This is a genomic window from Lamprocystis purpurea DSM 4197, from assembly GCF_000379525.1.
Lineage (GTDB): Bacteria > Pseudomonadota > Gammaproteobacteria > Chromatiales > Chromatiaceae > Thiodictyon > Thiodictyon purpureum.
This window is the reverse complement of the sequence record NZ_KB902510.1, coordinates 1-26,295: the sequence shown is the minus strand read 5'-3', so window position 1 is coordinate 26,295 and position 26,295 is coordinate 1. Positions and strand designations below refer to the sequence as shown.

Sequence of the window (26,295 nt, the reverse complement as noted above, 5' to 3'; positions counted from 1 at the left end):
ATGAAACTTTTCGTCGAGGGCGGCGGGGACAGCAATGATCTCAGGACTGCCTGCCGTGCGGGTTTTGCAGCATTCTTGAAGAAGGCTGGCCTGACTGGCGCACTTCCAAGGATCGTTGCCTGCGGTAGTCGCGGTGCAGCTTATGCTGATTTCTGTACCGCCATTGCCAATGGGCAACACGCCATGCTGCTGGTGGACAGCGAGTCGGCCGTTTTGCCTACGCACCAAGCTGACCAGGACAAAGCCCGATGGCAACCCTGGGCACATCTTGCCCAACGACAGGGAGATCACTGGGCCAAGCCCGATGGCGCGGCGGACAACGACTGTCATCTCATGGTTCGATGTATGGAAAGTTGGTTTCTGGCGGATCGGCAGACTCTACAGCTATTTTTCGACCCCGGTTTCAAGCTCAATGTCCTTCCGCCGCCATCGCGACCTGTCGAGGACATCGATAAGGAAGACCTGTATCAGAGGCTAAAGACCGCCACTGCTCATTGCAAGACAAAAGCCGGTTACGGCAAGGGTGAGCACTCATTTAAACTCTTAGCGTTGATCGACTCGGATAAAGTCACCGGCGCATCCGGGTGGGCCAAGCGATTTATCGACGAACTCAAGCGTCGCATGGGGATTTGACTTGCAGGACCACATCGATCCTCCCGAAAGAACAATGCCCCATGAACGAACTGTTTGATGGCCAGAGTGTGGCAACCGGCGGTTCCATCGACTGTTGGAGTTCCAGAACCAAACAGGTTGGAGTCCAAGGCTTCAGCCTTGCCCAATGAGCACCTAGGCTGAAGCCTTGGACTCCAGTGGCGGAAGTCCGTGCGGCGCACCCCAGTGGCCTGGGTCCGCCGCACGGATCGGGCGTCCTAGCCCGCGGCCTTGAGCTTGAGCCGCATGGCGTGCAGCGTCGGCTCGGTATAGCCGTTGGCGATCTCGCGGCCCTTGAAGATCAGGTCGCAGGCGGCCTGGAAGGCGGTGCCGTCGAAGGCCGGTGCCATCGGCTTGTATAACGGGTCACCGGCATTCTGGCCGTCGACCACCACCGCCATGCGCTTCATGGTCGCCATGACCTGATCGCGCGAGATGACGCCGTGGTGCAGCCAGTTCGCCAGAACTTGGCTCGCGATGCGCAGGGTCGCGCGGTCTTCCATCAGGCCGACGTTGTTCAGGTCGGGCACCTTGGAGCAGCCGACGCCCTGGTCGATCCAGCGCACCACATAGCCCAGCACGGCCTGACAGTTGAGGTCCAGTTCCTGCTGGGTCTCTTCCGGGGTCCAGGTGCCCTTGGGGTCGAGCGGGATCTGCAGGATGGTGTCGAGACTGGCGCGGCGTCCGCCGGCGGCGATCTCGGCCTGCCGGGCGGCCACGTCGACCTGATGGTAGTGCATGGCGTGCAGGGTGGCGGCGGTGGGCGAGGGGACCCAGGCGCAGTTGGCCCCGGCCTTGGGGTGCATGGCCTTGGTTTCGACCATGGCGCGCATCTCATCGGGCATGGTCCACATGCCCTTGCCGATCTGGGCGTGACCCGGCAGGCCGCAGGCGAGGCCGATGTCGACGTTCCAGTCTTCGTAGGCCAGCAGCCAGGGGGCGGTCTTCATGGCGCCTTTGCGCAGTACCGGGCCGGCCTCCATGTCGGTGTGGATCTCGTCGCCGGTGCGGTCGAGGAAGCCGGTGTTGATGAAGATGACCCGCTCGGACGCGACGCGAATGCACTCCTTGAGGTTCACGGTGGTGCGCCGCTCCTCGTCCATGATGCCGAGTTTGATGGTGTTGCGGGGCAGCCCCAGCGCGGCCTCGACCTGAGCGAACAGATCGACGGTCAGCTGCACCTCTTCCGGCCCGTGCATCTTGGGCTTGACGATGTAGATGCTGCCGGCGCGCGAGTTGCGTAAAGCCCCCGTGCCTTTCAGGTCATGGACGGCGCACAGTGAGGTGATCAGGCAGTCGAGCATGCCCTCGGGGACCTCGGAGCCGTCGGGCAGCAGCACCGCGTCGTTGGTCATCAGGTGGCCGACATTGCGCACCAGCATGAGCGCGCGGCCGGGCAGGGTGAGGGTTCCGCCGTTGGGGGCCGTGTAGGTGCGGTCCGGCTCCAGGGCGCGGTCGACCAGCTTGCCGCCCTTGCTGAACTGGGCGGTCAGGGTTCCCTTCATAAGCCCGAGCCAGTTGCGGTAGACGCCGACCTTGTCCTCGGTATCGACGGCGGCCACCGAGTCCTCGCAGTCTTCGATGGTGGTGACCGCAGACTCCAGCAGCACATCGGCGACCCCGGCCGGGCTCGCCTTGCCGACCGGATTGGCGCGGTCGATCTGCAACTCGACATGCAAGCCATGGTTGACCAGCAGGACAGCGGTCGGTGCGGCCGCGTCGCCCAGGTAGCCGGCGAAGCGCGCCGGGTCCTGCAGCCCGGTCCGGCTGTTGTTCGGCAGGCCAACGACCAGTTGGCCCTGCTCCACCCGATAGCCGACGGCCTCCCGATGGGAGCCGGTGGCGAGCGGTGCGGCCTGGTCGAGGAAGGCCGCGGCGCGGGCGATGACCTCGGCCCCGCGGTCGGGGTTATAGCCCTTGCCGCGTGCCAGCTTGCCCTCGTCCGGGATGACGTCGGTGCCGTAGAGCGCGTCGTACAGGCTGCCCCAGCGGGCATTGGCGGCGTTCAGCGCGTAGCGGGCGTTGCTCGCCGGGACCACCAGCTGAGGCCCGGCGATCGACGCGATTTCGGCGTCCACATTGGCGGTGGTCACGGCGAAGTCCGGACCCTCGGGAACCAGATAGCCGATGTCGGATAGGAAGGCGCGATAGGCCCCGAGGTCGATCGGCTGGCCGCGATGGTTCAGGTGCCAGGTGTCGATTTGGGCCTGGAGCGCATCGCGCTTGGCCAACAGCGCCCGGTTGCGCGGCGCCAACTCGGCCAGGATGGCGGCGAAGGCGCTCCACAGGCTGTCGGGGTCGACCCCGGTGCCTGGTGTGATCTGCGTCTTCACCAGGTCATACAGGGGCTTCGCGACCTTGATGCCGCTCACTTCCACTCGCTCAGTCATTGCTTGCTTCTCCGACCCCCGGTGGTGAGGGCCTGTCGTTGTAGGTTATGGCACGGGCGGCGGGACGCCCCCGATACAGCCCCCAGATTGTCAGGTCAACCGGAACGCGGCACAAGTGGTGCGTGCCGGGTTCCGTCGCGGTCCGCGTCGACGGTCGTTTCGCGGAGGCGTCGCCGATCCGGCCGCGGCGGCGCGGGCGGGCGAACGCGACCGGCGCAGTTGTTTGAATCCGCACGGGTTAGCCGATAGGCACCGAGTGTTCTCCGTCCTTGACGCTGGGGCCGCCCCTGACTACCCTGCCAAGGTCATGTGGGCTTTCCCGCCCGCCGTGTCGTGCGGGTTTGTCAACGCCAACACGCTGTTTTTCTGAAGAGCATCATCGTGTATCCCAAGTATTTCGGACTCAAGGAGCCGAGTTTCTCGATCGCCCCTGACCCCCACTACCTGTTTCTTAGCGAACAGCACAAGGAGGCCTTGGCCCATCTGCTGTACGGCGCCGGTGAGAGCGGCGGCTTCGTGTTGCTCACCGGTGAAGTGGGAACCGGTAAGACAACCGTCTGTCGGGCCTTTCTGGAGCAGTTGCCGGAGGGCGTGGACGTGGCCCTGATCGTCAATCCGGCGATGACCGCCAGCGAACTGCTGCTCAATTGCTGCGACGAATTCCGTATCCCGGTCGGGGAGGGGGAACCTTCGGTCAAGGTCCTGGTGGATCGCCTGAACGACTATCTGCTTGCCGCCCACGCGGCCGGTCGTCGTCCGGTCCTGATGATCGACGAGGCGCAGAACCTCCGCCCCAAGGTGCTCGAGCAGATCCGTCTGCTCACCAATCTGGAGACCACCAAGGCCAAGCTGCTGCAGATTTTTCTGGTCGGCCAGCCGGAACTGCGGACGATGCTGGACCGCGAGGGACTGCGCCAGATCAACCAGCGTATCACCGCCCGTTATCATCTGCGTCCCCTGAGCGCGGCCGAGACCGGTGACTACATCCGCCATCGCGTGGCGGTGGCCGGGGTCGATCGCCCGTTGTTCACGGCAGGGGCGATCCGGCGCATCCATCAGTTCGCGGGCGGGGTGCCGCGCGTCGTCAATATCCTGTGTGATCGCGCCCTGCTCGGGGCCTGCGTCTCGCGCGCCAGTCAAGTGACGCCCGCGGTCGTCACCAAGGCCGCGCGCGAGGTGCGCGGGGAGGGGATCAAAACCGCGCGCCCGGCGGCGGCACGTCCTGCCGTTGCGGGAGCCGCGGCATTGACCTTGATGTTCACCGCGCTTTGGCTGTCCGTTGATCGGCTTTACGGTGACCCGGTGGAACTGATCGCCGGGTGGTCGGAGTCGCGGCCGGGCCCCGAGTTGGCCGGTGCGGCAGCGCTCGACCCGCCGGTTGTCGCACCAGCCCCGGCGGCAACCGAGGGCGGAAGTCCGGATGCCGCCGTCGCGGGCGCGCCCCTGTCCCCCAATGCGGTTGTCCCGATTGCTGCTGCCGCTGCCGTGACCCCGCCGACCGCTGCGGTGCCGGCTGACGAGCCTGTGATGTCAAGCGCGGTCGCGGCCGACACCCTTGCCGCGTCCTTGCCGCGGGTCTCGCTGGCCGCGATCCAGCCAGAGTCCGCTGCGGATACCCTGGCGCGGATCAGCCTGCCGGAGGAGGCGGCCTTGCGCGTCCTGTTACGCCGCTGGGGGATCGCGGTTCAGGATTTGGGCTTCGGCGATCCCTGCGGGCGAATGGCGGTGTTTGGACTGCGGTGCGAACGTGAGCAGGGCAAGCTCAGCCATGTCCGGTTCTATGACCGGCCGGTTCTGCTGCGCATGAAGGATGTCGGTGGCGAGCGCCGGTATGTGGTGCTCGGTGCGCTTGATGCGGCCGATGCCACCCTGGATTTGCTGGACGGCAGCGAGCGGATACCACTCACCGGGATCGAATCGACCTGGAACGGCGACTATACCGTCGTCTGGCAGGCGCCGCCGACCGGCGCTTCGGTGATCGGTCCGGGGGCCGCGGGCGAGTCCGTGCGGTGGCTGCGGCGTCTGCTTGCACAGGTCCCCGGAATCGATGGCGCAGACAACGGGTCGGCTCAGTTCGACGCTGCCCTGGGCGCCGCCGTGCGCCGATTCCAGGTGTCGCGCGGTTTGTCGCCCGACGGCATCGCCGGCCCCCGGACCCTGGTCCAACTCAACAACGCCTTGACCACGCCAGGCATTCCTCACCTGATGACCGCGCCGCTCGCGGCCGCGGCAGCGGCGCAGCGCACTGCGGCCCAAGCGGCGGTTGACGGCACGGCAGCCGATCCAGGTCGTTGGCGGATCGGCCCGTCGGCTGCTGTCCAGGATCTGTCGGTTCCGCCAGGGAGTCACGGTGCGCCATGAGCTACATCCTCGAGGCGCTGAAGAAGTCTCAAGCCGAGCGCGAGCTCGGACAGGTGCCGACCCTGCACGGGGCTGGCCTGTTTTCCGAGGACGACGCGGTGCCGGCGCGCAGCCCCTGGATTCTGGTCTCCGTCGGGCTGGCGGCCGCGGCGGTGCTGATCGCGCTCTATGCCGCGCTGCGTCAGCCGGTCCCGATCACGCCGCAGGTCGCGGTGCCGGCCGCGCCTCCCGGTCTGATCGAGCGCGCGTCCCCGGTGCAACTCGCCGTCACGCCGACCGCGCGCGACCCCGCCGGCACGACACCGGATCGCGGGGCCCGCCAGACCCCGATCGTGAATCCGCCGGTTGCGGCAGCGGCGGCACCGGTTGCCCTGAGCCCGGCGTCGGGCACCGAGGAATTGCGGTCATTCGCGAGCGCAGCGCCCTTGGTCGAGGCGCCGCCGCCCAAAGGCGCGGTACGCGCACCCCCGGCGATGCCCGCGCCCCGCGCCGCTGATCTTGGCCAAACGCCGCGCGCATCCGACCAAGGCCGCCACACGGATGCGCTGGAGGCCGAATTGGAAGTTGAGCTCCAACGCCAACTGGAAGCCGACGAGAGTTATGCGGCGGACGCCGAGGAGTGGATTCCGGTCGCGCAGTCGGAGGACCCGGCTCCCACGCCGGTGCCGCCCGACCTGATAGCCGCTATTGAGACGTTCAAGAACGAAACGGGCCAGGTCCAGGGGCGCGCTGGGGACCGGCGGTCCAATGAATCCAAGGTGAAGGACGAACTCGCAGCGCCGCCGCAGGAGCCGCATGATGCCGGTGATCTGACCAAGCTGCGCCTGACGCGCGACCAGCAGGCCAGCGTGCCGGCCTTCTTAATGACCGTGCACGTCTTCGAGGCCAATCAATCCCGTCGCTTCGTCTTGATCAACGGACTCAAGTACCGCGACGGGGAGAAGACGCGCGAGGGGCTGGTGGTCGAGCAGATCGTCCCGGACGGGGTCGTCCTGAGTCATCAAGGCAACCCGTTTTTCGTCCATCGGTAGCAACGGGTGACGGTTCTGCATCGGGTCAAACGCGCCCGGCGGCAGGGGGAGAGCGAACCGCTGGTCAGCGACGCAACGCCCTTCGCGACAGGCGGCGGCAGCCGCTAGACGGCCCCGACCTGAGGAACCGGGTTGCCGGTTCCAACGGCCAAACGGCGGCGCAGGCGACGCACATTACGCATGGCCGTACCAAACACCTCGCTGATGGCCTCGGCCGGGTCCTTGCGTGCATCGCGCACGATAATTTGGCGACCTTGTCCCAGATTCGCGCGCAACTCGCAACGCACCCGGTGACCGTGCAGGGGGTCGAATTCCTCATTGATACGCGCTAAAGCGTCGATGCTTTCATCCGGGAAGCGGTCAGCGAGTTTTTGCGCCTCGCTTTCGATCTGTCGGCATATTGCCTTATCCAGGGCCAGGGTGTCGCCGCTGATCTTTATCGGCATGGGTTGAGTCTCCAGGACTTCATTTGTCTTTCGATTGGATGACCCGCGGCTTCGGGGCGAACCCGGAGTGCAGGAACGGGCGGCAGAACTGCCGCGTCAGTGGATATGTCGGGTATAGCGGTCGTACGCGCAACGACGCTACCAGCGCTACCAGAGAATCGCTTTGGGTTGTCGCGGCGGGTGCTGTGCTCGGGTCCAACATCGCGCTGGCACTATTCATAGCGTCTACGGCCGAAAATACAAGCCCGGCTGATCGACAACCTCGGTGGTGGCTACGGCGCCGCCCGCGGGAGCGGGGGATCGCTGGGGCCAGGCCCATCATCGTCGGGCGGGGCCGGTAGGTGATCTTGCGAAAACTCAATGGTTGTTGGCCGGTTGCTGTCGAACTTCTCAAGCGAAATGTACTCGAAGTCAGGGAGTTTCCTTGGAAGCTCGCTGACTCCTTCGTCATCGTCCCCGCTTTGTGCGGGGATTTTTTTGTCGCGGACCTTGGGTCTTAAGTCGTATACAGTGCCTTCCCGCCATCGCGAAGGAACCGGCGGCACCCACAGTACATCCCCGACCACCACCGAGCCCCGCTATGCCCGAGGGAGACACCGTTCACACCATCGCCGCTGTCCTTGGGCACTGGCTTACGGGGCGTCGGCTGGACGCGGTTTGGGTGCGTGGACAATACCTGTCCGAACTGACTGCGCGCCAGGTTGTGGCAGTGACCAGCCGCGGCAAACATCTCTTCATCGACCTGGATGACGGCCAGCGACTGCGCAGCCACTTGGGGCTCTATGGCGCCTGGCACCACTACCGGCGCGCGGAGCCTTGGCAGAAGCCGCGGCATCAGGCGTCATTGATCCTTGAGGTCGAGGGACGGATCTACGTTTGCTTCAACGCCCGCGAAATAGAACGCATGCGAATTCAGAGGTTTCGGGATCTGGATCTGCGCCGTCACCTGGGGCCGGACCTGACCCGCGAGGCGTTCGACCCGGGTCTACTGTGGGACCGCGCCTTGGTACTGCTGCCGCGGGACACGCCAATTGTGGACCTGTTGTTGGACCAGCGGGTCGCTGCCGGAATCGGCAATGTTTACAAGTCAGAGGTGCTGTTCGTGACCCGTCGCTCGCCGCAACTGCGGCTCGACGACCTGTCTTGCGCGGATTTCGATACACTGTACAGGACGGCGGGGGATCTGCTCAACGGAAATCTTTCCGGCGGACCGCGTCGTACGCGGCCGTCCGGCGCTGGACAGGATCGGCTCTGGGTTTATGGTCGCGCCGGGCAGCCCTGCCTGTGCTGCGGCACACCGGTGCGCCGCGACCGGCTCGGACGCAACCCGCGCTCGACTTACTGGTGTCCGGTCTGCCAGGGCAGCGCGTATTCGGGCGGGCTCTAGTCGAAGAGGTCCCGAAAGGCCTTGGCGAATGATTTGTAGGCATCCCAGCCGTCCTTGTCCATCACCTGGTCGATCACCCAGCGATTCTCCTGGCCCGCCCCCATCAGATTCTGAATTTCGAACCCGAGGTGTCGCAGAAAGGCGTAGCTGGGTCCGTCCTGATCGAGTTGGTACTGCGCATAGTCCGCGGAGCGCCGATTGAGCAGGTCGACGAAGGGGCTGCCGTAGTCCCCAGGGCCGAGCAGGTCCTGACTGTTGTCCTGGCAGTGTGCGATCACGTTTCGCACGAGGCTCGTAATCAGGACGCGACGCGCGTCGTCGGCGAAGCGTCCGTGGGCCAGCCGGTCGGCGACCTGGATCAGGAAGGCGAGATATTCGCGGATGACACCCAGGCGCTGGGCGTCGTCCGCGTAGACGAAGCGCTCGCAGTGCAGATTGATGGCCTTATCCAGCGCGATGCGCCAGGAGATGAAGGCAAGTGCTGAGGCAATTTCAGGCAGCGTGCGGTTGGACGCTTCGTTCCACCAGTGACTCTTGATGCGTATTGCCATGCCTGATTCCTGCACTCGTTAAGCTGCTGCGGCGCCGGACCCACCCCCGACCGAAAATCCCAGATTGGGGCCGTGAACGCCACCCCAAGACCCCCGGCAGCAGTACCGGACCCGCGTGTGCGTCCGAACAGGGCGCAGTCGCCTCCATCCGGCGGCCTTCGCGGCACGGCGTATCGGTGCGGGAAGGGGCCGGTTGCAATCGCTTGAGTGATGGGTTGTCCGCCCGGTCGGGCGGGCAAGTTGGTGCCGACCGCATCAACGGGCGCAACACACGGGCGGTTTTGCTGTAGCCAAGCTATGCTATATGCAACGGGTTTTGAGTTTTCGGTTTTTCTTTTTCAGTATGGACAATTGCTATCAACTCGCTCCGCCGTCCGAGGACGCGCAGGCCTGTCGGGAGTTTGATTCGCCGGCCTTCGATGCCTGGCTCGAGCGGCTCAGCGGGCAGGGCCTTTGTCAACTGTTGGTGTCGCTGTTGCTCAAGTTGGAGCGACTGGCTCAGGTACCGGTCGAGGGTCCGCGGGCACTGGCGATTCTTCAGCAACTGGCGATCGTCCTCCGTGATGTGGCCGACGATCTGCCCAAGGGCCGGTTGCCGCCGCCTGACGCAGCGGCGCCGCTCTCCCTGGAACAGCGCCTGTGCTGCATCATGTTCAGGAACCTCAAGTTGACCTTGGAGCGCCGGGACCGTTCCGCGCGGGGCGTGCCGGTAGATCCTGATGCGGAGCGCGCGTGGTTGGTTGCCGAGATGTTCGACTGGCTTGGCCGACAAATCGAACTCGGGGTGGTCCGGGGCAGGACCTGGCCCCCGCATACCTGGCAGGAACTGCACGATCTGTTCTTCTATGCCAGCAACCGGATGGCGGCGGCACGGCCACGGATGGCGCAAGCGGCTGATGCCCTTTCGGGCGACGACCCGCAAACAGCTTACAAGCGGCTCCTGATCCTCGGCTTGTACGCCGAGCAAGGGGGCGACACCTTGCTCGGGCCGGATCAGGCGGAGCGGCTCGCCGACTGGGCGCGCGCAAGCACACTCGAAGATCCTGGTCTGTACTTCGGCTATCTCGGCACTTACCTCGTCGAGGTCTCGCGCGATACACCGCCGCGCCTGGTTACGGGCGCCCTCGGCTCAGCTACTCGGGCCTGGGTCTTGCGTTTGCCGGCGGACCTTCTCTCCATCATCGAGGCCAACCGCAAACGGTTCCGCCCCGGCGCCGACTGAGAACCCAACTGAGAACCCAACTGAGAACCCAACTGAGAACCCAACTGCGATCCCAACTGCGATCAAGTCCCCGGTTCAGGGCCATGCCCCGCGCTGCCTGCGTTCAAACTGGGAAGCAATCGGCAGATCCTGAGCGACCGCGGCGGCTAGCATTCAAGGCGGAAGGGTGCCACCATCGACGTGCTCGGGAATGGGGGGTCGGGGTCGTACTTGAAGGCTCGCCGAGGTTTGTCGATTGAGTTCGACTGGAAGGTCATCATGGGCTCCGATTCCCTTCAGTTAGCGACCGCGACCATCCGTGACCTTGCCGCACCGCGCTTCGTCGGGGACGTGCCCGAGTCGGGCGAATGGATTCGCAGCTTGCGCGCTGCCGGGGTGCGCCAATCGGGCCCCGCGCTGGTCCTGGCACTGGACGGCCTGCGCCGGGCGGACTGTTCCCCGTCGCGACGCTTTTCGGTGCTGCGGTTGCTCAAGCGCCCCGTACTCAAGACTTGTGCCGGTTTGCCGAAGCCTTGGACGATGCCCTTGACGCCGGGATCAGCGGCCTCGGCTGCCGATTCGGTTCAGCGCGGGGTGACGGTCGAGCAACGGCTGTACTGGCTGATGTTTCAGAATCTGAACCAGGCCTTGCGCCAGTTCGATCGCTGCTATCTGGTCCAGGATGAGCAGCAGGTTCGGCGGCGTGACTGGGCGACGCATAATCTGTTCCGGTTCTTTGGCCGGCAAATCCGTTACGCGGCCCTGTGGGGTCGGCCGTTACCGGAGAACGCCTGGCGGGACCTGCATGATCTTTATGTCTATCTGTTGGTTCGGCGGATGACTCAGGGCACCCGTCATGGGCACCCGGGCAGCGGTCAGGACGATACCGATATTGATAATGAGTACAAGCAGTTGCTCTTATTTGGTCTGGCGGCGCAACGCTCGGCGGCAGGCGTTCGCAGTGAGTCGGTCATGGCCGGACTGGAGGAGTGGGCGCGCGAGACCGTCCTCGAAGACCCTCAAGGGATGTACGGGGATGTCGGGCTCTACGTGGTCGAGGTTGCCGAGGACCGGCCGCCGCGCCAGTTGTCGGGGCCGTTGGGCGCTGATTTTCGGGGTTGGGTCTTGGTGCCGCCGGCCGCGTTCATCGTGCAGCTCGAACGCAGCGCCCGCGATGACGAGTCGCGGGGCTGTCCAGGTTAGGCGATTTCGGGAAAATATGGTCCAGATGACGTGTTATTCATTTCGCCCGCGCGGTCGATATCCGTCAGGAATCAGGATGGTGGGTGCGCGTTGGCTGCGGTCCTTGTCAGGGAAGTCGGACGTATAATGTAGCCCCCGACTCTCGCGCCGCCGCAGCGCCGACTGGATGATGAGATCCGCCACTTCGAGCAGGTTGCGCAGTTCGATCAGATCATTGCTGACACGAAAATTGCTGTAGTACTCGATCACTTCCTGATGGAGCAGGTCGGCGCGCCGTTTGGCGCGGCGCAGCCGCTTGTTGGTGCGGACGATGCCCACATAGTCCCACATGAAACGACGCAGTTCGTCCCAGTTGTGGGTGACGACCACTTCCTCATCGGGCTCGGTGACCCGGCTCTCGTCCCACGGCGGCGCCTCGAGGAGTTCGCCGCTCTTCGTCATCAGGCGGGTGATGTCCGCGGCCGCCAACTCCGAATACACCAGACATTCCAGGAGCGAGTTGCTGGCCATGCGGTTCGCCCCGTGCAGCCCCGTGTAGGCCGTCTCGCCGCTGGCATAGAGGCCGGCCAGGTCGGTGCGGGCCTGATCGTCGACGATGACGCCGCCGCAGGTATAGTGCGAGGCCGGAACCACCGGAATGGGCTCACGGGTGATGTCGATACCGAGTTCAAGGCAGCGGGCATGGATGGTTGGGAAATGCTCGATGATGAAATCGGCCGGGCGGTGGGAAATGTCCAGGTAAACGCAGTCGCTGCCCAGGCGCTTCATCTCGTGGTCGATGGCGCGCGCCACGATATCGCGCGGGGCCAGTTCGGCGCGGGCGTCGAAGCGCGGCATAAAGCGCTCGCCGTCCGGGAGCAGCAGCCGCGCACCTTCGCCGCGCAGGGCCTCGGTGATCAGGTAGGAGCGGGCCAGCGGGTGATAGAGGCAGGTCGGGTGGAACTGCATGAACTCCATGTTTGCCACCCGGCAGCCGGCCCGCCAGGCCATCGCGATCCCGTCACCGGTGGAGACATCCGGGTTGCTGGTGTACAGATAGACTTTACTGGCGCCGCCGGTTGCGAGCACCACGAAGCGCGCCAGATAGGTCTCTACCCGGCCGGTCGCGAGATTCAGGATGTAGGCCCCGAGACACCGGTGCGCGCGCTGATCCCCGAGGTGACGCGAGGTGATCAGGTCGACAGCGATATGCTGCTCGTGTACATTGATATTGGGCCGATCACGCACCTGGGCTTCCAGCGTCGTGGCCACTGCCAGACCGGTAGCGTCTGCCGCGTGTACAATTCGCCGGTGCGTGTGGCCGCCCTCGCGTGTCAGGTGATAGCCGCCCGCCGACACATACTCGGCGTTGCGGGTGAAGGCGACGCCCTGGTCGAGCAGCCACTGGATATTGCGGGGACCGTGCTCGACCACCATCCGGACGACGCGCGGGTCACACAGGCCGGCCCCGGCTTTCAGGGTGTCCTGGACATGCGACTGCACTGAGTCGTTGGCGTCGAGCACCGCTGAGATGCCGCCTTGGGCGTAGACGGTGCTGCCCTCGCTCAACTCGCGTTTGGAGACGACAGCCACCGCGCTCTGCGCGGGCAGACGCAGGGCCAGGCTCAGGCCCGCGGCCCCGCTGCCGAGGATCAGGCAATCGTAACGGTGGACGGTCTCGGTCATCGTTCAGGCTCGCTCGCGGATCGATTGGTGGCGGAACAGGGATGGTCGGGCCGAACGTCCGGCCAAGTCGCTACACTCACCGATTTCATGTCCTGGATCAAGGTTACGTGCTTTACTTGGGACCTTCTCGACCGCACTTCGATGTACCAGCGAACTAACCGAACGAGGAATTGTCCATGCCATCGGACCCCGGACCCGACGGACGCGAGGTCAGCGGGCGTGACTGAACGCGACACCGACCACGCTTTGGTCTTACGTGCTCAGGCCGGAGACAAGCGGGCCTTCGATCTCCTGGTGTTGAAGTATCAGCAGAAGGTCGCCAACCTCATTGGGCGCTACATCCGCGATCCGAGCGAGGTCCTGGATGTGACCCAGGAGGCATTTATCAAGGCCTATCGGGCCTTGGCGGGTTTTCGTGCGGAGAGTGCCTTCTACACCTGGCTCTACCGGATCGCCGTGAACACGGTGAAAAACCAGCTCGTGGCCCAGGGCCGCCGCCCGCCGGGAGACGATCTGGATACCGAAACGGCTGAGTTGATGGACGGGGGCGGGCGGCTGCGCGATTACGCCACCCCGGAGCGTCAGTTGTTGACGGATGAGATCGCCCACAGCGTTCAGGATGCGCTCGATGCCCTGCCGGAGGATCTGCGCACCGCCATCGTCCTGCGCGAGCTCGAGGGGCTGACTTACGAGGAAATCGCCCAGGCCATGGAGTGTCCGATCGGGACTGTGCGATCCAGGATTTTCCGGGCCAGGGAGGCTATTGACAAGCGGCTGCGTCCGCTCCTTGAACCCTAAGGCGATTTCCGTCAAATCACATGATTTTCCGGCAATCGCCCAAGTCCTGGCATCTACCAATGACCGCTGAGCAAGTTTCCCAGTTGTCCGCCCTTGTTGATGGTGAGTTGGCGACCCGTCATGCCGTGCCCTTGGTCCACTCGGTCGGACAGGACCCGGCGTTGCGTGCAACCTGGGAGCGTTATCACCTGATTGGTCAGGTCCTGCGTGGTGAGCGGGTCCAGTCGGAGGTGCGCGGTGTGGCGGCCGCGGTCCGTGATCGATTGCGTTCCGAGCCCACCCTGGTGATGCCCCGCGCAGTTGTCGGCGTCCGCTCGCGGATCTGGCATTCACCCCTTGCCGGCGCCGCGATGGCGGCCGGCGTGGTCTTGCTCGCGGTCTTCGCCGTCCCGGGATTTTACCGTGGACCGGTGTCCGGGACCGAGTTGACTGCCGACCGGTCCGCTGGGGCTCAGCCGGCGCGTTCCGCCGCGGTCGGCGACGCCGCGATCGATCACGCGCTGCGGCGCTGGCAGACCGATCGGGATGCACTGGCGAGCAAATTGGATGTGTTTCTCGTCAATCACCAGGAAACCGCACCCGCTGCCGGGGTCAAGGGGCTGCTCCCCTACGCCACGCTCGTGGGCTATGAGCGGGTTCGCTAGGGTGCCGGGCCGGGTGGGTGCGGCACTGCCGACGGCGCCGTCCCGCCCGCTGTCGCGCCGCGGCGGAGCAGATGTCGGGTTACGCGTCGCCCGCGCGGTGCCGACTGGCCGCCGCCGGTGGTCGCGGCGGCACTGGTTGCCGATCGGACTTGCCATGCTTCTGGGCTGGTGTCTGCTCCCCCGGGTGTCGGCCCAAGTCGCGGATGCGATCGATCTGGGTCCGGCGACCCGCCTGCTGGACCGGATGAACGGGGCCTTGCGCTCACTCGATTACCAGGGAACCCTGGTCTACCTGATCGACAATCGGCTGGAAACCCTGCATCTGGTGCATCGGATCGAGCACGGCCGCGTCCAGGAGCGGCTCGTCTCCATGAGCGGCCCACTGCGCAGCGTGACGCGTGAGCGCGACCGGGTGACCTGTGTCATGCCGAACGGCCATCCGATTCTGGTCAAGAGCCAGTCCCGTCGCGCCTTCATGCAGCCGGAGCCGATCGACCCGCGCGCCCTCAGTGATCGCTATCGTACCGAGCTGCTCGACAGCGCGCGGGTTGCCGGTCGGGAGACCGACGTGGTGGCGATCCGGCCCCTGGATGAGGTGCGCTATGGGTACCAGTTTTACCTGGATCGGGCCACCGGCCTGCCCTTGAAATCGGACCTGATCGACCATCGGGGCGAGGCGATCGAGCAACTCCTGTTCACGTCCATCGAACTCAGCGGCACCACCGCGGCGTCGCCCGCGTCCGCGGACGCTCCGCCGCCGGTCTTTGCGGCCCCGCCGACCGACCCGCTGCCAACCTCGTGGCGCTTCGATCCGCGCCCCGCGGGTTTCGAGTTGACCATGCACGACGTCATGGAGGGTCCGCAGGGGGCGCAGATCGACCATTTCGTGTTTTCAGATCGGCTCTCATCGTATTCGGTTTACATCGAGGGCAATGCCATGGACGGGTTCGACGGGGTGACCCGCATCGGGGCGGTGCATGCCGCCGGCCGGGTGGTCGACGGGCATCAGGTCATCGCGGTCGGCGAGGTCCCCGCCGGGACCGTCGCCGCTGCCGTGTCGGGCGTTCGCTCGGCCGGGGACGCGACCCCCTGAGCGGGTACCCAGCGCCGGTTCGTGGTACTGGCGTTGTTGCGATTGCGCCGCTACAGTGTCGAGTTGACTGGGAGTCCACCGTTTCGACCGGTTCTGCCGTGTCGGCGTGAGGCTGCCGCAATTCCCTCATCCTTCCCCGGCTGATCGATCGAGTGAGCGCCCTCGCGTGCCGTGCGGACCTGGGTGATCTCGGTGCCGTCGATCGAATTACGGAGTCCCCATGCGCCTCTTTGCGAGTCTCAGGCCTGTTCTCGGTGCCGTCCTGGCCACCGCACTGGTGGCCCAAGTCCAGGCCACCAACCGTGCGTTGCCGGAGTTCACCGCCCTGGTGGCGCAAAACGGTCCCACGGTGGTGAATATCAGCACCAAACAGAGCCAGAATCTGACGAGGAGCTTCCAAGGCTACCCCATCCCCGATTTGCCCGAGGACAGCCCCCTGCAGGATTTTTTCAGGCATTTCTTCGGTGATCAGGGTGACTCGGGGGAGGCGCCGGAAGACGACGAGCAGGGGCGGTCCCTGGGCTCGGGTTTCATCGTCTCCGCGGATGGCTATGTCCTCACCAATGCCCATGTCGTCGAGGGGGCGGAGGAGATCATCGTGCGCACCAGTGACCGCCGGGAGTTCGTGGCAACACCGGTGGGGGCGGATAAACGCAGTGACATTGCCTTGCTGAAAGTCGACGCCACCGACCTGCCGACCGCGCGGATCGGTTCGGCCAAGGACCTGCTGGTCGGTGAGTGGGTGCTCGCCATCGGTTCGCCCTTCGGCTTCGAACACTCCGCGACAGCGGGTATCGTCAGTGCCAAGGGCCGTAATCTCCCCAGTGAAAACTACGTGCCCTTCATCCAGACCGACGTGGCCATCAATCCAGGTAATTCGGGCGGTCCGCTGTTCAATCTGGACGGCGAGGTGATCGGCGTCAACAGTCAGATCTACAGCCGGACCGGCGGTTTCATGGGTCTCTCGTTTGCCATCCCGATCGACGTGGCGATGGACGTCGTCGAGCAGATCAAGACCAAGGGGCGCGTGAGCCGGGGTTGGCTGGGAGTGCTGATTCAGGACGTCACCCGCGATCTGGCGCCGACCTTCGGCTTGAGCCAACCGCGCGGTGCTTTGGTGGCGCAGGTGCTGCCGGACAGCCCCGCGGCGACTGCCGGAGTCAATGTCGGCGACGTGATCCTCAGCTACAACGGCAAGGACGTACCCACCTCGAGCGCCCTGCCGCCCCTGGTCGGGACCACTCCGGTCGGCGAGTCCGCCCATCTGGACGTCCTGCGTCAGGGTGCGATGGTGGCCCTGGAGGTCAAGATTGCGGAACTCCCCGAGGACGACGGCGCTGCTGACGATCCGGACGGCAAGGGCGCGGAGCCGGCCGCCAGCGATTTCAACCGCCTGGGAATGGTGGTCATCGAACTGCGTCCGGAGCAGCGGGAGCAACTCGGGATCGCGCAGGGCGGCGCGCTGGTCGAGCGGGTGAAGGAAGGACCGGCCGCCCAGGCCGGACTCATCGCGGGAGACGTCATCCTCATGCTGGACAATCAGACGATCGACGATGTCGCGGGACTCAACCGCATCCTGGAATCGCTCGAACCCGGACGCTCGATCTCCGTCCTGATCCAGCGGGGCGAGGGGCGCATGTTCTACGCCGTGCGGGTTCCCAAGCCGTAGGGGACCTGCTTCTGCTATGATGGCGCAGTTTTTGCGGCAGCAGTTGCCGCGGCGCGGCTCCGGCCGCGGCCGCGGGCAGACCGGCTGACCGCGTCCCCCGGTGGCCCGGTCTTGCTCCCCGACGCCCCGCACTCAGAGAGCCCCAGGGCGCCCCACACCGATGACTGATCTGACCCATATCCGCAATTTCTCGATCATTGCCCACATCGACCACGGCAAGTCGACGATCGCGGACCGCTTCATCCAGCTCTCCGGCGCACTGAGCGAGCGTGAGATGTCGAGTCAGGTCCTGGACTCCATGGACCTGGAAAAGGAGCGCGGGATCACCATCAAGGCGCAGAGCGTCACCCTGGAGTTCAAGTCCCGCGACGGGCGGACCTACAACCTCAATTTCATCGACACGCCGGGTCATGTCGACTTCTCCTACGAGGTCTCGCGCTCGCTGGCAGCCTGCGAGGGCGCCCTGCTGGTGGTGGATGCCGCCCAGGGCGTCGAGGCGCAAAGCGTAGCCAACTGCTACACGGCCATCGAGCAGGGGCTCGAGGTGCTGCCGGTGCTGAACAAGATCGACCTGCCGTCGGCGGAGCCGGAGCGGGTGATCCGCGAGATCGAGGAAATCATCGGTATCGAGGCCAAGGACGCCCTGCGCGTCAGCGCCAAGACCGGCGAGGGCATCCCTGAACTGCTGGAGACACTGGTCACGCGCATCCCGCCGCCCCAAGGTGACCGCGATGCCCCCTTGCAGGCCCTGATCATCGACTCCTGGTTCGACCCCTACGTCGGCGTGGTGTCGCTGGTGCGGGTGATGAACGGCGAGATCCGTCGGCGCGACAAGATTGTCATGCTGTCCATCGGGCGCACCCAACAGGTCGACGCCGTGGGTGTCTTCACCCCCAAGAAGACCGAGCGCCCGAGCCTGGGCCCCGGCGAGGTCGGCTATCTCATCGCCGCCATCAAGGAAATCGACGGCGCTCCGGTGGGCGATACCATCACCCGACCCGAGCGGCCGGGTGAGAAACTCCCCGGCTTCAAGGAGATGCGCCCGCGGGTGTTCGCCGGGCTCTATCCGGTCGACTCGGACGCTTATGAGGATCTGCGCGACGCCTTGGGCAAGCTGCGGCTCAACGACGCCTCGTTGTTCTACGAGCCGGAGGTGTCCCAGGCCCTGGGCTTCGGCTTCCGCTGCGGGTTTCTGGGCATGCTCCACATGGAGATCGTCCAGGAACGTCTGGAGCGCGAATATGATCTGGATCTGATCACCACCGCCCCCACGGTCATCTATGAAGTCCTGCGTCAGGACGGCGAAGTCATCCGCATCGATAATCCGGCCAATCTCCCCGAGCCGAATCGGATCAGCGAGGTCCGCGAACCGATTATCGAGGCGCACATTCTCACGCCCCAGGATTATCTGGGTAACGTGATCAACCTGTGCATCGAGAAGCGCGGTGTGCAAAAGCAAATCCAGTATCTGGGCGGCCAGGTCATGGTGAGCTACGAGTTACCGCTGGCCGAAGTGGTGCTGGACTTTTTCGACCGGCTCAAGTCCGCGAGCCGCGGCTATGCCTCCTTCGAGTACGAGCTGAAGCGTTTTCAAGCCTCCGATCTGATCAAGCTCGACGTGTTGATCAATGGTGACAAGGTGGATTCGCTCTCGACGATCGTGCATCGCTCGGTTTCGCAGTCGCGCGGTCACGACATCACGGTGCGGATGAAGGAACTGATCCCGCGGCAGATGTTCGAGGTCGCCATCCAGGCCGCCATCGGCAGCAAGATCATCGCCCGCACCACGGTCAAACCCCTGCGCAAGAATGTCACGGCCAAGTGCTACGGCGGCGACGTGAGCCGCAAGCGCAAGCTGCTGGACAAGCAAAAGGCGGGTAAGCGGCGCATGAAGCAGGTGGGCAAGGTGGAGATCCCGCAAGCCGCCTTCCTGGCCGTGCTGCAGATGACCAAGGATTAGCTTTTTTCTATTCAACCGAGACCTGCTCTACGTCATGAACTTCGATTTTCCGGCCTTTTTGGTGCTGGCTTCCGCCGTGACGGGCGGCATCTGGCTGGTGGATGCGCTCGTCTTCGCCCCACGGCGGCGGCGCCTGGTACAGGCGGCCGCCGCGGCGGATGGCGGGATGTCCGGCGTCGCCGTCTATCGCGAACCCGTCCTGGTGGAGTACGCGCGCTCGTTTTTTCCGGTGATCTTCGCCGTCCTGCTGCTGCGCTCCTTTGTGGTCGAGCCGTTTCGCATCCCCTCCAACTCCATGATGCCGACGCTGTTGACCGGCGATTTCATTCTTGTCAACAAGTTTGCCTACGGGTTGCGTCTGCCGGTGAGCAACACCAAGATTGTCGATCTGGGCGAGCCGCGCCATGGCGATGTCGTCGTCTTCAAGTACCCGCAGGACGACAAGACCGACTACATCAAGCGCATCATCGGTCTGCCTGGTGACGAGATCTGGTATCAAAACAAGACCGTCTATCTCAACGGCCAGCCCCAGGGCCAATTGCCGATCGGCCGTTATGCCGGTGTCGCCTCGGGCGCGGTGATGACCGGTGCGCGTGAAGCCGTTGAAAACCTGGATGGGGTGGAGCATCACACGCTGATTCGTCAGGGCGCGCCGGACCTGCCGCCAGGCTGCCGTGTGCTCGCCGCGGGGCCGATCCGGGTGCCGCCCAACCAGTATTTCGTGATGGGGGACAATCGCGACAACAGTAACGATAGCCGCTGCTGGGGCTTCGTACCTGAAGCGAACCTGGTGGGCAAGGCGTTCGCCATCTGGATGCATTGGGACAGCGAGCGTGATGGTATTCCGATCGCATGGGATCGGCTCGGTAATGTCATTCGATAGCGGAGGTAACGCGATGCCGGGGATGCGTGCGGTGCAGCAGGGGATGGGGATGAGCGCCATCTTATTCGTTCTGGTCGTGGTGATCTTTGCCATGACTCTGCTCTTCAAGCTCGGACCTTCGTACATGAGCTTTTTTACGTTGAAGTCCATTATGAACAGTGTCGCGGAGAGTCCTGAGCCCATTCTGGGAGGCAAACCCGCGGTGATGAGACAGGTCGAGAATCAGATGATGGTGAACGACGTCCGGTCGGTGGACAGTAAAGCCTTCACCGTCAAGAAGAGCGGGGAGAATACGCTGGATCTGACGGTCGACTATGAGCAGCGGACGCATATCTTCGCCAACGTCGACGCGGTGCTGACGTTCAAGCACACGGTTGTGGTCAAGGGCCGGTGAACGCGGACGCTCAACGATTTGCCCGCACACTCAACCACGCCTTTGCCCGTGAGGACCTGCTGGTGCAGGCCCTCACGCATCGCAGTGTCGGGGCCGCCAACAATGAGCGTTTGGAGTTTCTGGGTGATGCCCTGATCGGCTTCACCATCGCCGAGGCCTTGGTGAGTCGCTTCCCCCAAGCCGACGAGGGCGCCTTGAGCCGGATGCGTGCCACGCTGGTGAAGCGTGAGTCCCTGGCCCAGCTTGCCCGCGGTCTGCAGCTCGGCGATTATCTGCGGTTGGGTGGCGGCGAACTGCGCACCGGCGGTCATACCCGCGACTCGATTCTTGCCGATGCATTGGAGGCGGTGCTCGGCGCCGTCTATCTGGACAGTGGATTCGCTCAGGCGCGATCCGTCATCCTGGCCCTGTTTCGGACCCACTTGGAGCAACTCGATGATTCCCGTGCCAGCAAGGACCCCAAGACCCGTCTGCAGGAGTTCCTGCAGGCACGTCGTCGCCCGATTCCGGAGTATGAGGTGGTGACCATCGGCGGTACCCAGCACGACCAGAGCTTCACGGTACAATGTGTCTTGCCCGATGACGGACAGTCGGCGCGCGGTGAAGGGAGCAGCCGACGGCGGGCCGAGCAGGCGTCCGCCGAAGCGATGCTGGCGCGGATTGGCGAGGTTGCCCATGGCTGAGCCAGAGAGCGATCCGGTGATTCGTCGGTGCGGCTATGTGACCATCGTCGGGCGCCCCAACGTCGGCAAGTCGACGCTGCTCAACCGCATTCTGGGTCAGAAACTCGCGATTACCTCACACAAGGCCCAGACGACCCGCCACGCCATCCTCGGCGTCAAGACCCTGCCCGCGGGTCAGGCCCTGTTCATCGATACCCCCGGCATCCACCAGCGCGGTGACGGGGCATTGAACCGTTACCTCAACCGGGCCGCCCGGTCGGCCATCGGCGACACCAACCTCGTTCTCTTCGTGGTCGAGGCCCTGCGCTGGACCGCGGAGGACGACCTGGCCCTGGAGGCCCTGGTGAACGCCAAGGTCCCGGCGATCGCCGTGATCAACAAGGTGGATGGCGTGCCCGATAAGACGGCGCTGCTGCCGTACCTTCAGGCGCTGGCGGCGCGCTATCCCTTCAGTGCCTTGCTGCCGGTTTCCGCGGCGCGGGGGACCGGTATCGAGGCCCTCGGACAGGCGGTGATCGCCGCCCTCCCGGAGGGTGAACCGCAGTTCCCGGAGGATCAGATCACCGACCGGTCGGAGCGGTTCTTTGCCGCCGAACTGTTACGTGAACAACTGGTGCAGCGTTACGGGGAGGAACTGCCTTATCGGACCACGGTGGAGATCGAGCGCTTTGTCGAGGACGGTGGGCGCTACCGGATCAATGCCCTGATTTGGGTCGAACGATCGGGGCAGAAGGCTATTCTGATCGGTCACCGCGGCGAGGCCATGAAGGCGACCGCAACCCAGGCGCGTCTGGAGATGCAGAAACTCTTCGGCTGTCCGGTGCACCTGGAAGTCTGGGTCAAGATCAAGAAAAGCTGGTCCAGTGACGAAGCCGCGCTGGCCCAGTTGGGGTACCGCGACGCGTGAGCGGTTCCGGCGGGTTGATCCGCGCCTTCGTCCTGCACCGGCGCGACTTCAGCGACACCAGCCTCCTGGTGGAACTCTTCGCCGAGGGTCATGGCCGGTTCCCGGCCATCGCCAAGGGGGCGCGTCGCGGGCGCAGCCCGACGAGCGCTCTGCTGCAACCGTTTCAGCCGTTGTGGATCGCGGTGGTCGGGCGCGGCGAGGTGCTCACCCTGACCCGCAGCGAGGCGGCCGGGCGTGCCTTTGCGTTGGTCGGCCGGGCCTTGCCCTGCGGCTTCTATCTGAACGAGATTCTGATGCGGCTGTTGGGCCGCAATGATCCCCATGACCCGGTCTTCGCCTTTTATCATGCCGCTCTCGGCCAGTTGGCCGAGGGTCAGGACCTGGATTCGGCGCTGCGCCGGTTCGAACTGCGCCTGCTCGACGCCTTGGGTTACGGGCCGTCACTCGATCGGGTGATGGATGTCGGCGACCCCGTGGATCCGCGGTATCAGTATGTCGTCGAGCCGGGTCGCGGCACGCGGCTGGCCGACGCGGATGACCCGGGCGAGCCGATCCCCGGCGCAACCCTGTTAGCGCTGGCCCGCGGGGATAGCCTGGGTGCTGATCAGGTCCGGCCGGCGCGCACCCTGCTGCGGCGGCTGCTCGAACCCCACCTGGGACCCAAACCGCTGAAGAGCCGGGAGCTGTTTCGACGCGCGGGTGATGCCGGTCAGCGTGGTCCAGCGCCGCCGACCGATGAACCCGGAACCTTATCCGCAACTGAACCTGAATGATCGAGAGTCGAAATGCAAGATACCGCACCGCCCGAGGTTCTGCTTGGGGTCAACATCGACCACGTCTGTACCATTCGGCAGGCGCGCGGCACGCGCTATCCTGAGCCGATCCAGGCCGCCCTGGTGGCGGAGCAGGCGGGCGCCGATCTCATCACACTCCACTTGCGGGAGGACCGCAGGCATATCCAGGATCGGGACGTGGAACTGCTGCGCGATATCCTGGTGACGCGGATGAATCTGGAAATGGCGGCAACCCCCGAGATGGGCCGCATCGCCGCCAGACTGCGCCCGCCGGATTGTTGTCTCGTGCCCGAACGGCGTGCCGAATTGACCACCGAGGGTGGTCTGGACGTCGTCGGCCAGCGCGCCGCCCTCACCGAGTTCTGCGCCATGTTGGCGGAGGCGGGCGTGCGGGTCTCGCTCTTTATCGATGCCAACCCGGCGCAACTCGAAGCGGCCCAGGCGGTCGGCGCCCCGGTCGTCGAGATCCATACCGGGGCCTATGCGGACGCCCGCACCGCGGAGCAACGGGCTGCTGAGTTTCAACGCATCCAGCGCGCGGTGGAGCAGGGTCTGGCGCTCGGACTCCAGGTGAACGCCGGGCATGGGCTGGATTACCATAACGTCAAGGCCATCGCCGCCATCCCCGGCATCAAGGAGCTGAATATCGGCCACGCCATCGTCGCGCGCGCGCTGTTTTCCGGGTTGGATCAGGCGGTCCGTGACATGAAGCGGGTGATCGACGCCGCCGTGGTGCGGCCCGCCTGATGTGGGGATGCGCAATGCCGCTGCACCTCCAGTCATTTGCGCATATTTGTCTTCAGGCGATTGCCGGATGTGACGGAAATCGCCTCAATTGCGGCCAACGGCTCTCTTCAGGATCACTGCTGACATGCCATCTCACACCCTGACTCTGGTCCTTGCCGCCAAGCGCGGCACCGGACTTGATCCACTCACGCTCCATCGCCCCAAGGCCGCCGTTCCCTTCGGCGGTAAGTTCCGGGTGATCGATTTCACCCTCGCCAATTGTCTGCATTCCGGGTTGCGCCAGGTCCTGGTACTCACCCAGTACAAGAGTCACTCGCTGCATAAACACCTGCGCGACGGCTGGTCGATCTTCAACCCGGAACTCGGCGATTTCATCACCCCGGTACCCGCCCAACAGCGCGAGGGACTCAACTGGTATGGCGGTCCCGGCGATGCCATCCGCCAGAATCGCTATCTGCTGGAACGCAGCGCCGCCAGCGAGGTGCTGGTGCTGGCCGGTGAGGCGATCTATCGCATGGACTACGCGGAGCTGATCCGCGCGCACCGCGAGTCGGGCGCCCAGGTGACCCTGGCCGTGCGTGGTCGTCGCGAGCCCGGCTCCAGTGTGCAGCCGCTGGTCATGGCGGATCAGGACAGTCGTATTCTGGGTCTGACGGCACCCCAAGCGGATGCTGCCGCGGTGCCGCCCGCGGACGATGCACTCGCGACCATGGGCGTCTATTGCTTCGACAAGTCCTGGCTGCTGAGTGTGCTGGATCAAGGCGGCGAGGGTCCGGACGAGGACCTCGGGGTGGATTGGATCGCGCCGCACCTCGGCACGGCACTCGCCTGCGGTTACCGCTTCGGCGGCGAACGCGGCCGGGTGACCCCGGATCGCTATTGGTGTGACCTTGCCTCGATCGACGCCTATTACCAGGCCAATATGGGTCTCTTGCGGGCCGAGCCGCCGCTCGATCTATATCAGGCTGATTGGAACATCCGGACCTACCAGGGCCAGTATCCGCCGGCGCGCACCGTTCCCGGGGCGGTGAGCGGTACCGAGGGCATTTTCGTCAACTCGATGCTGGCGGCCGGCACCGTGATCTCCGGCGGCGGCGTCAACCATTGCATCCTGTTCACCCGGGTTGGCGTGCGCGACGGTGCCATCGTCGACGCCTCCATCCTCTTCGATGGCGTCGTGGTCGGGGAGGGGGCGCATCTGCGCACATGTATCATCGAGAAAGACGTGCGGATTCCCCCGAAGGAGCGCATCGGCTTTGACCGCAAGCAGGATCAGGAGCGTTTTACGGTCTCCCCGCAGGGAGTCGTCGTGGTGCCGAAGGGGTATCGGTTCTGACTCCCGGCGAGCGTCTCGTTGCCTCTCGAGTGTCTGATATTGATGGTTGAATCTCCGTGCATTTCTGTCTGTCAGATGGATCCTGCGTGCGGCCTGTGTCGTGGTTGCTTCCGCACCCGTGATGAAATCGCCGACTGGAGCAGCGCGACGGATCACACCCGACTGCGCATCCTGGCAGCCGTCGCGCATCGCCGTGAGGAACACGATCCTTGGCAGGGCGATTTTCGTTGTGACTGCGAACGCTGATGGATGGTCCTGGGGCGTTCTGGCAAGGGGTTCCGTTACGGCCCCGTCGGGTCGGTTCAGCCGGGTTGACAAGCGCTGGCGCAGTCCACCGAATCCCGCGCCGCCTGCTAAAGGTGCTTGATCGTCATCCCGATCTATTGGACGAGGTTAGGTCGGCATAGGGTACTTGGTTCAGGGTACCATCCTCTTCGATGTTGTCGTGGTGGGGGAGTGGGCGCATCTGCGCACCTGCATCATTGAGAAAGATGTGCGGATTCCGCCGAAGGTGCGTATCGGCTTCGACCGCAAGCAGGATCCGGAGCGTTTTACGGTGTCCCCGCAGGGTGTTGTCGTGGTGCCGAAGGGGTATTGGTTCTGACTCAAGCGGACTGCTTGGTTCTCTTTGAGGGTCGGCCGGAATACAAGGTGACAGAGTAGAATTAAAAAATCATTGATAGGAGACATCGAGTGAATGATGAACTAGATAGACTGCTGTGTAGCAAATTTCCATGTATCTTTCCTGATCGCTATGAGTCAGAATCTAGAACTATTATGTGCAGAGGCTTTGAACATGACGATGGATGGTTCGAAATTTTGGATTGTGGTCTTCATCTTATACAAGGTCATATAGACTCTATAAACTCAGTGGCTGGCTCAAAAAGCGTAGAGCAAGTCGTTGCAACACAAGTTAAACAAAAATTTGGCAGTCTTCGCTTTTACTACAACGGCGGTGATGAATATATTCAAGGGGTATTCGATATGATGAGGGAGATGAGTGGGCGTACTTGTGAAGTATGCGGAGAAAAAGGGCGCATTCGCACAACAAAAAGGCGCTGGCTTAAGACTCTTTGCGACAAACACGCTAAAGAAAATATAAGAGAAAATGAAAAAAGGGCCGAACTCAATAATCAAATCTGAAAATGGCCTAACAAGTCGCTTACGCGGAACATGCGAAAAGGTGGCGAAAAGAGGCCAGGGCCCAGTTCGTTTTTCAGAAGCAAGAAAGAGCCTATATTTTTCCTGAAAGCGAGCGCACCATCAGGGTTCGTACCATCTGCAGCGTCAGTAGCGGCGCGGGCCACGCCCGCCGGTTGTCCACCCTTGGCCACGGCGCGACCCGCCTGTTCAGCGCGCGCCTCGGCACCAACATGACGTCACGCGCAGGGCGCCGCTCAATTTCCTTAGTGAAGGTTCACTAACAAGTTACTCATTCTAGCTCAGGCGGCCTCTGTCTGGTGGCGGCCATTGATGCGCATTTGGAGTTCAAGGCTTCAGC

25 protein-coding genes are annotated in these 26,295 nt (G+C 64.2%); 21 read left to right on the top strand and 4 right to left on the bottom strand.

Annotated features, from left to right (window positions below; translation table 11 throughout):
• Entirely contained in the window at positions 1-633 is a 633-nt protein-coding gene (locus tag A39O_RS0119055; RefSeq protein WP_026199531.1) for a DUF4276 family protein, read from the top strand.
• Between the two features lie 236 nt (positions 634-869).
• Here the strand turns inward: A39O_RS0119055 and A39O_RS0119050 are convergent, their stop codons facing one another.
• The gene (locus A39O_RS0119050) at positions 870-3,041 is read right to left on the bottom strand and encodes a malate synthase G (RefSeq protein ID WP_026199530.1); all 2,172 of its coding nucleotides are present in this window, start codon (positions 3,039-3,041) and stop codon (positions 870-872) included.
• 381 nt (positions 3,042-3,422) lie between these two features.
• Between A39O_RS0119050 and A39O_RS0119045 the strand changes: the two genes are divergently transcribed.
• Together A39O_RS0119045 and A39O_RS0119040 are read left to right on the top strand one after the other, a co-directional pair.
• On the top strand, positions 3,423-5,402 hold the full coding sequence (locus A39O_RS0119045; RefSeq protein WP_157640270.1) for an ExeA family protein: 1,980 nt from the start codon (positions 3,423-3,425) through the stop codon (positions 5,400-5,402).
• On the top strand, positions 5,399-6,433 hold the full coding sequence (locus A39O_RS0119040) for a general secretion pathway protein GspB (RefSeq protein ID WP_020506259.1): 1,035 nt from the start codon (positions 5,399-5,401) through the stop codon (positions 6,431-6,433). Before A39O_RS0119045 ends, A39O_RS0119040 begins: the two co-directional genes overlap by 4 nt.
• 104 nt (positions 6,434-6,537) lie before the next feature.
• Here A39O_RS0119040 and A39O_RS0119030 read toward each other — a convergent pair whose 3' ends face one another.
• Positions 6,538-6,879: an HPF/RaiA family ribosome-associated protein gene (locus tag A39O_RS0119030; protein ID WP_020506258.1), complete on the bottom strand. Its 342-nt coding sequence runs from the start codon at positions 6,877-6,879 to the stop codon at positions 6,538-6,540.
• Between the two features lie 580 nt (positions 6,880-7,459).
• On the opposite strand from A39O_RS0119030, the gene A39O_RS0119025 reads away from it, so the two are divergent.
• On the top strand, positions 7,460-8,266 hold the full coding sequence (locus tag A39O_RS0119025; RefSeq protein WP_020506257.1) for an Fpg/Nei family DNA glycosylase: 807 nt from the start codon (positions 7,460-7,462) through the stop codon (positions 8,264-8,266).
• Here A39O_RS0119025 and A39O_RS0119020 read toward each other — a convergent pair.
• Entirely contained in the window at positions 8,263-8,817 is a 555-nt protein-coding gene (locus A39O_RS0119020; protein ID WP_020506256.1) for a hypothetical protein, read from the bottom strand. The genes A39O_RS0119025 and A39O_RS0119020 overlap by 4 nt on opposite strands.
• Positions 8,818-9,160: 343 nt before the next feature.
• Here A39O_RS0119020 and A39O_RS0119015 point away from each other — a divergent pair, with 343 nt between their 5' ends.
• Together A39O_RS0119015 and A39O_RS0119010 are read left to right on the top strand one after the other, a co-directional pair.
• Positions 9,161-10,039, top strand: coding sequence for a hypothetical protein (locus tag A39O_RS0119015; RefSeq protein ID WP_157640269.1), 879 nt, complete (start codon positions 9,161-9,163; stop codon positions 10,037-10,039).
• A 258-nt stretch (positions 10,040-10,297) separates the two neighbouring features.
• Positions 10,298-11,221, top strand: coding sequence for a hypothetical protein (locus tag A39O_RS0119010; protein ID WP_040528219.1), 924 nt, complete (start codon positions 10,298-10,300; stop codon positions 11,219-11,221).
• 33 nt (positions 11,222-11,254) lie between these two features.
• On the opposite strand, the gene nadB is transcribed toward A39O_RS0119010, so the two are convergent.
• Positions 11,255-12,886: an L-aspartate oxidase gene (gene nadB / locus A39O_RS0119005; protein ID WP_020506253.1), complete on the bottom strand. Its 1,632-nt coding sequence runs from the start codon at positions 12,884-12,886 to the stop codon at positions 11,255-11,257.
• 219 nt (positions 12,887-13,105) lie between these two features.
• Between nadB and rpoE the strand changes: the two genes are divergently transcribed.
• From rpoE to A39O_RS40995, 15 genes are all read left to right on the top strand, one after another.
• Positions 13,106-13,684 carry an RNA polymerase sigma factor RpoE gene (rpoE, locus tag A39O_RS0119000; RefSeq protein ID WP_020506252.1) on the top strand — a complete coding sequence of 193 codons (579 nt, stop codon included), beginning with the start codon at positions 13,106-13,108 and terminating at the stop codon, positions 13,682-13,684.
• 59 nt (positions 13,685-13,743) lie between these two features.
• Positions 13,744-14,328: a sigma-E factor negative regulatory protein gene (locus A39O_RS0118995; protein WP_020506251.1), complete on the top strand. Its 585-nt coding sequence runs from the start codon at positions 13,744-13,746 to the stop codon at positions 14,326-14,328.
• Positions 14,312-15,421 carry a MucB/RseB C-terminal domain-containing protein gene (locus A39O_RS0118990; protein WP_169338464.1) on the top strand — a complete coding sequence of 370 codons (1,110 nt, stop codon included), beginning with the start codon at positions 14,312-14,314 and terminating at the stop codon, positions 15,419-15,421. Before A39O_RS0118995 ends, A39O_RS0118990 begins: the two co-directional genes overlap by 17 nt.
• Before the next feature lie 220 nt (positions 15,422-15,641).
• Complete coding sequence (locus tag A39O_RS0118985; RefSeq protein WP_020506249.1) at positions 15,642-17,090, top strand: DegQ family serine endoprotease; 1,449 nt, start codon at positions 15,642-15,644, stop codon at positions 17,088-17,090.
• 160 nt (positions 17,091-17,250) lie between these two features.
• The gene (gene lepA / locus A39O_RS0118980; RefSeq protein ID WP_020506248.1) at positions 17,251-19,050 is read left to right on the top strand and encodes a translation elongation factor 4; all 1,800 of its coding nucleotides are present in this window, start codon (positions 17,251-17,253) and stop codon (positions 19,048-19,050) included.
• A gap of 34 nt (positions 19,051-19,084) precedes the next feature.
• Positions 19,085-19,933 carry a signal peptidase I gene (gene lepB / locus A39O_RS0118975; protein WP_020506247.1) on the top strand — a complete coding sequence of 283 codons (849 nt, stop codon included), beginning with the start codon at positions 19,085-19,087 and terminating at the stop codon, positions 19,931-19,933.
• Positions 19,934-19,946: 13 nt separating this feature from the next.
• A complete protein-coding gene (locus A39O_RS0118970; protein ID WP_020506246.1) occupies positions 19,947-20,327 on the top strand; it encodes a DUF4845 domain-containing protein in 381 nt (126 codons plus the stop codon).
• Positions 20,324-21,010, top strand: a complete 687-nt coding sequence (gene rnc, locus A39O_RS0118965) for a ribonuclease III (protein WP_020506245.1) — start codon at positions 20,324-20,326, stop codon at positions 21,008-21,010. Before A39O_RS0118970 ends, rnc begins: the two co-directional genes overlap by 4 nt.
• Positions 21,003-21,917, top strand: coding sequence for a GTPase Era (gene era / locus A39O_RS0118960; RefSeq protein WP_020506244.1), 915 nt, complete (start codon positions 21,003-21,005; stop codon positions 21,915-21,917). The genes rnc and era overlap by 8 nt, the downstream gene beginning before the upstream one ends.
• Entirely contained in the window at positions 21,914-22,690 is a 777-nt protein-coding gene (gene recO / locus A39O_RS0118955) for a DNA repair protein RecO (RefSeq protein WP_020506243.1), read from the top strand. Before era ends, recO begins: the two co-directional genes overlap by 4 nt.
• A gap of 12 nt (positions 22,691-22,702) precedes the next feature.
• Positions 22,703-23,458, top strand: a complete 756-nt coding sequence (pdxJ, locus tag A39O_RS0118950) for a pyridoxine 5'-phosphate synthase (protein ID WP_020506242.1) — start codon at positions 22,703-22,705, stop codon at positions 23,456-23,458.
• A 124-nt stretch (positions 23,459-23,582) separates the two neighbouring features.
• Complete coding sequence (locus A39O_RS0118945) at positions 23,583-24,794, top strand: glucose-1-phosphate adenylyltransferase family protein (RefSeq protein WP_020506241.1); 1,212 nt, start codon at positions 23,583-23,585, stop codon at positions 24,792-24,794.
• 42 nt (positions 24,795-24,836) lie between these two features.
• On the top strand, positions 24,837-25,040 hold the full coding sequence (locus A39O_RS43220) for a DUF1289 domain-containing protein (RefSeq protein ID WP_083924780.1): 204 nt from the start codon (positions 24,837-24,839) through the stop codon (positions 25,038-25,040).
• 166 nt (positions 25,041-25,206) lie between these two features.
• The gene (locus A39O_RS0118935) at positions 25,207-25,398 is read left to right on the top strand and encodes a GlgC family sugar phosphate nucleotidyltransferase (protein WP_020506239.1); all 192 of its coding nucleotides are present in this window, start codon (positions 25,207-25,209) and stop codon (positions 25,396-25,398) included.
• A gap of 89 nt (positions 25,399-25,487) precedes the next feature.
• Positions 25,488-25,937, top strand: coding sequence for a hypothetical protein (locus A39O_RS40995; RefSeq protein WP_157640266.1), 450 nt, complete (start codon positions 25,488-25,490; stop codon positions 25,935-25,937).
• Positions 25,938-26,295 lie beyond the last annotated feature (358 nt).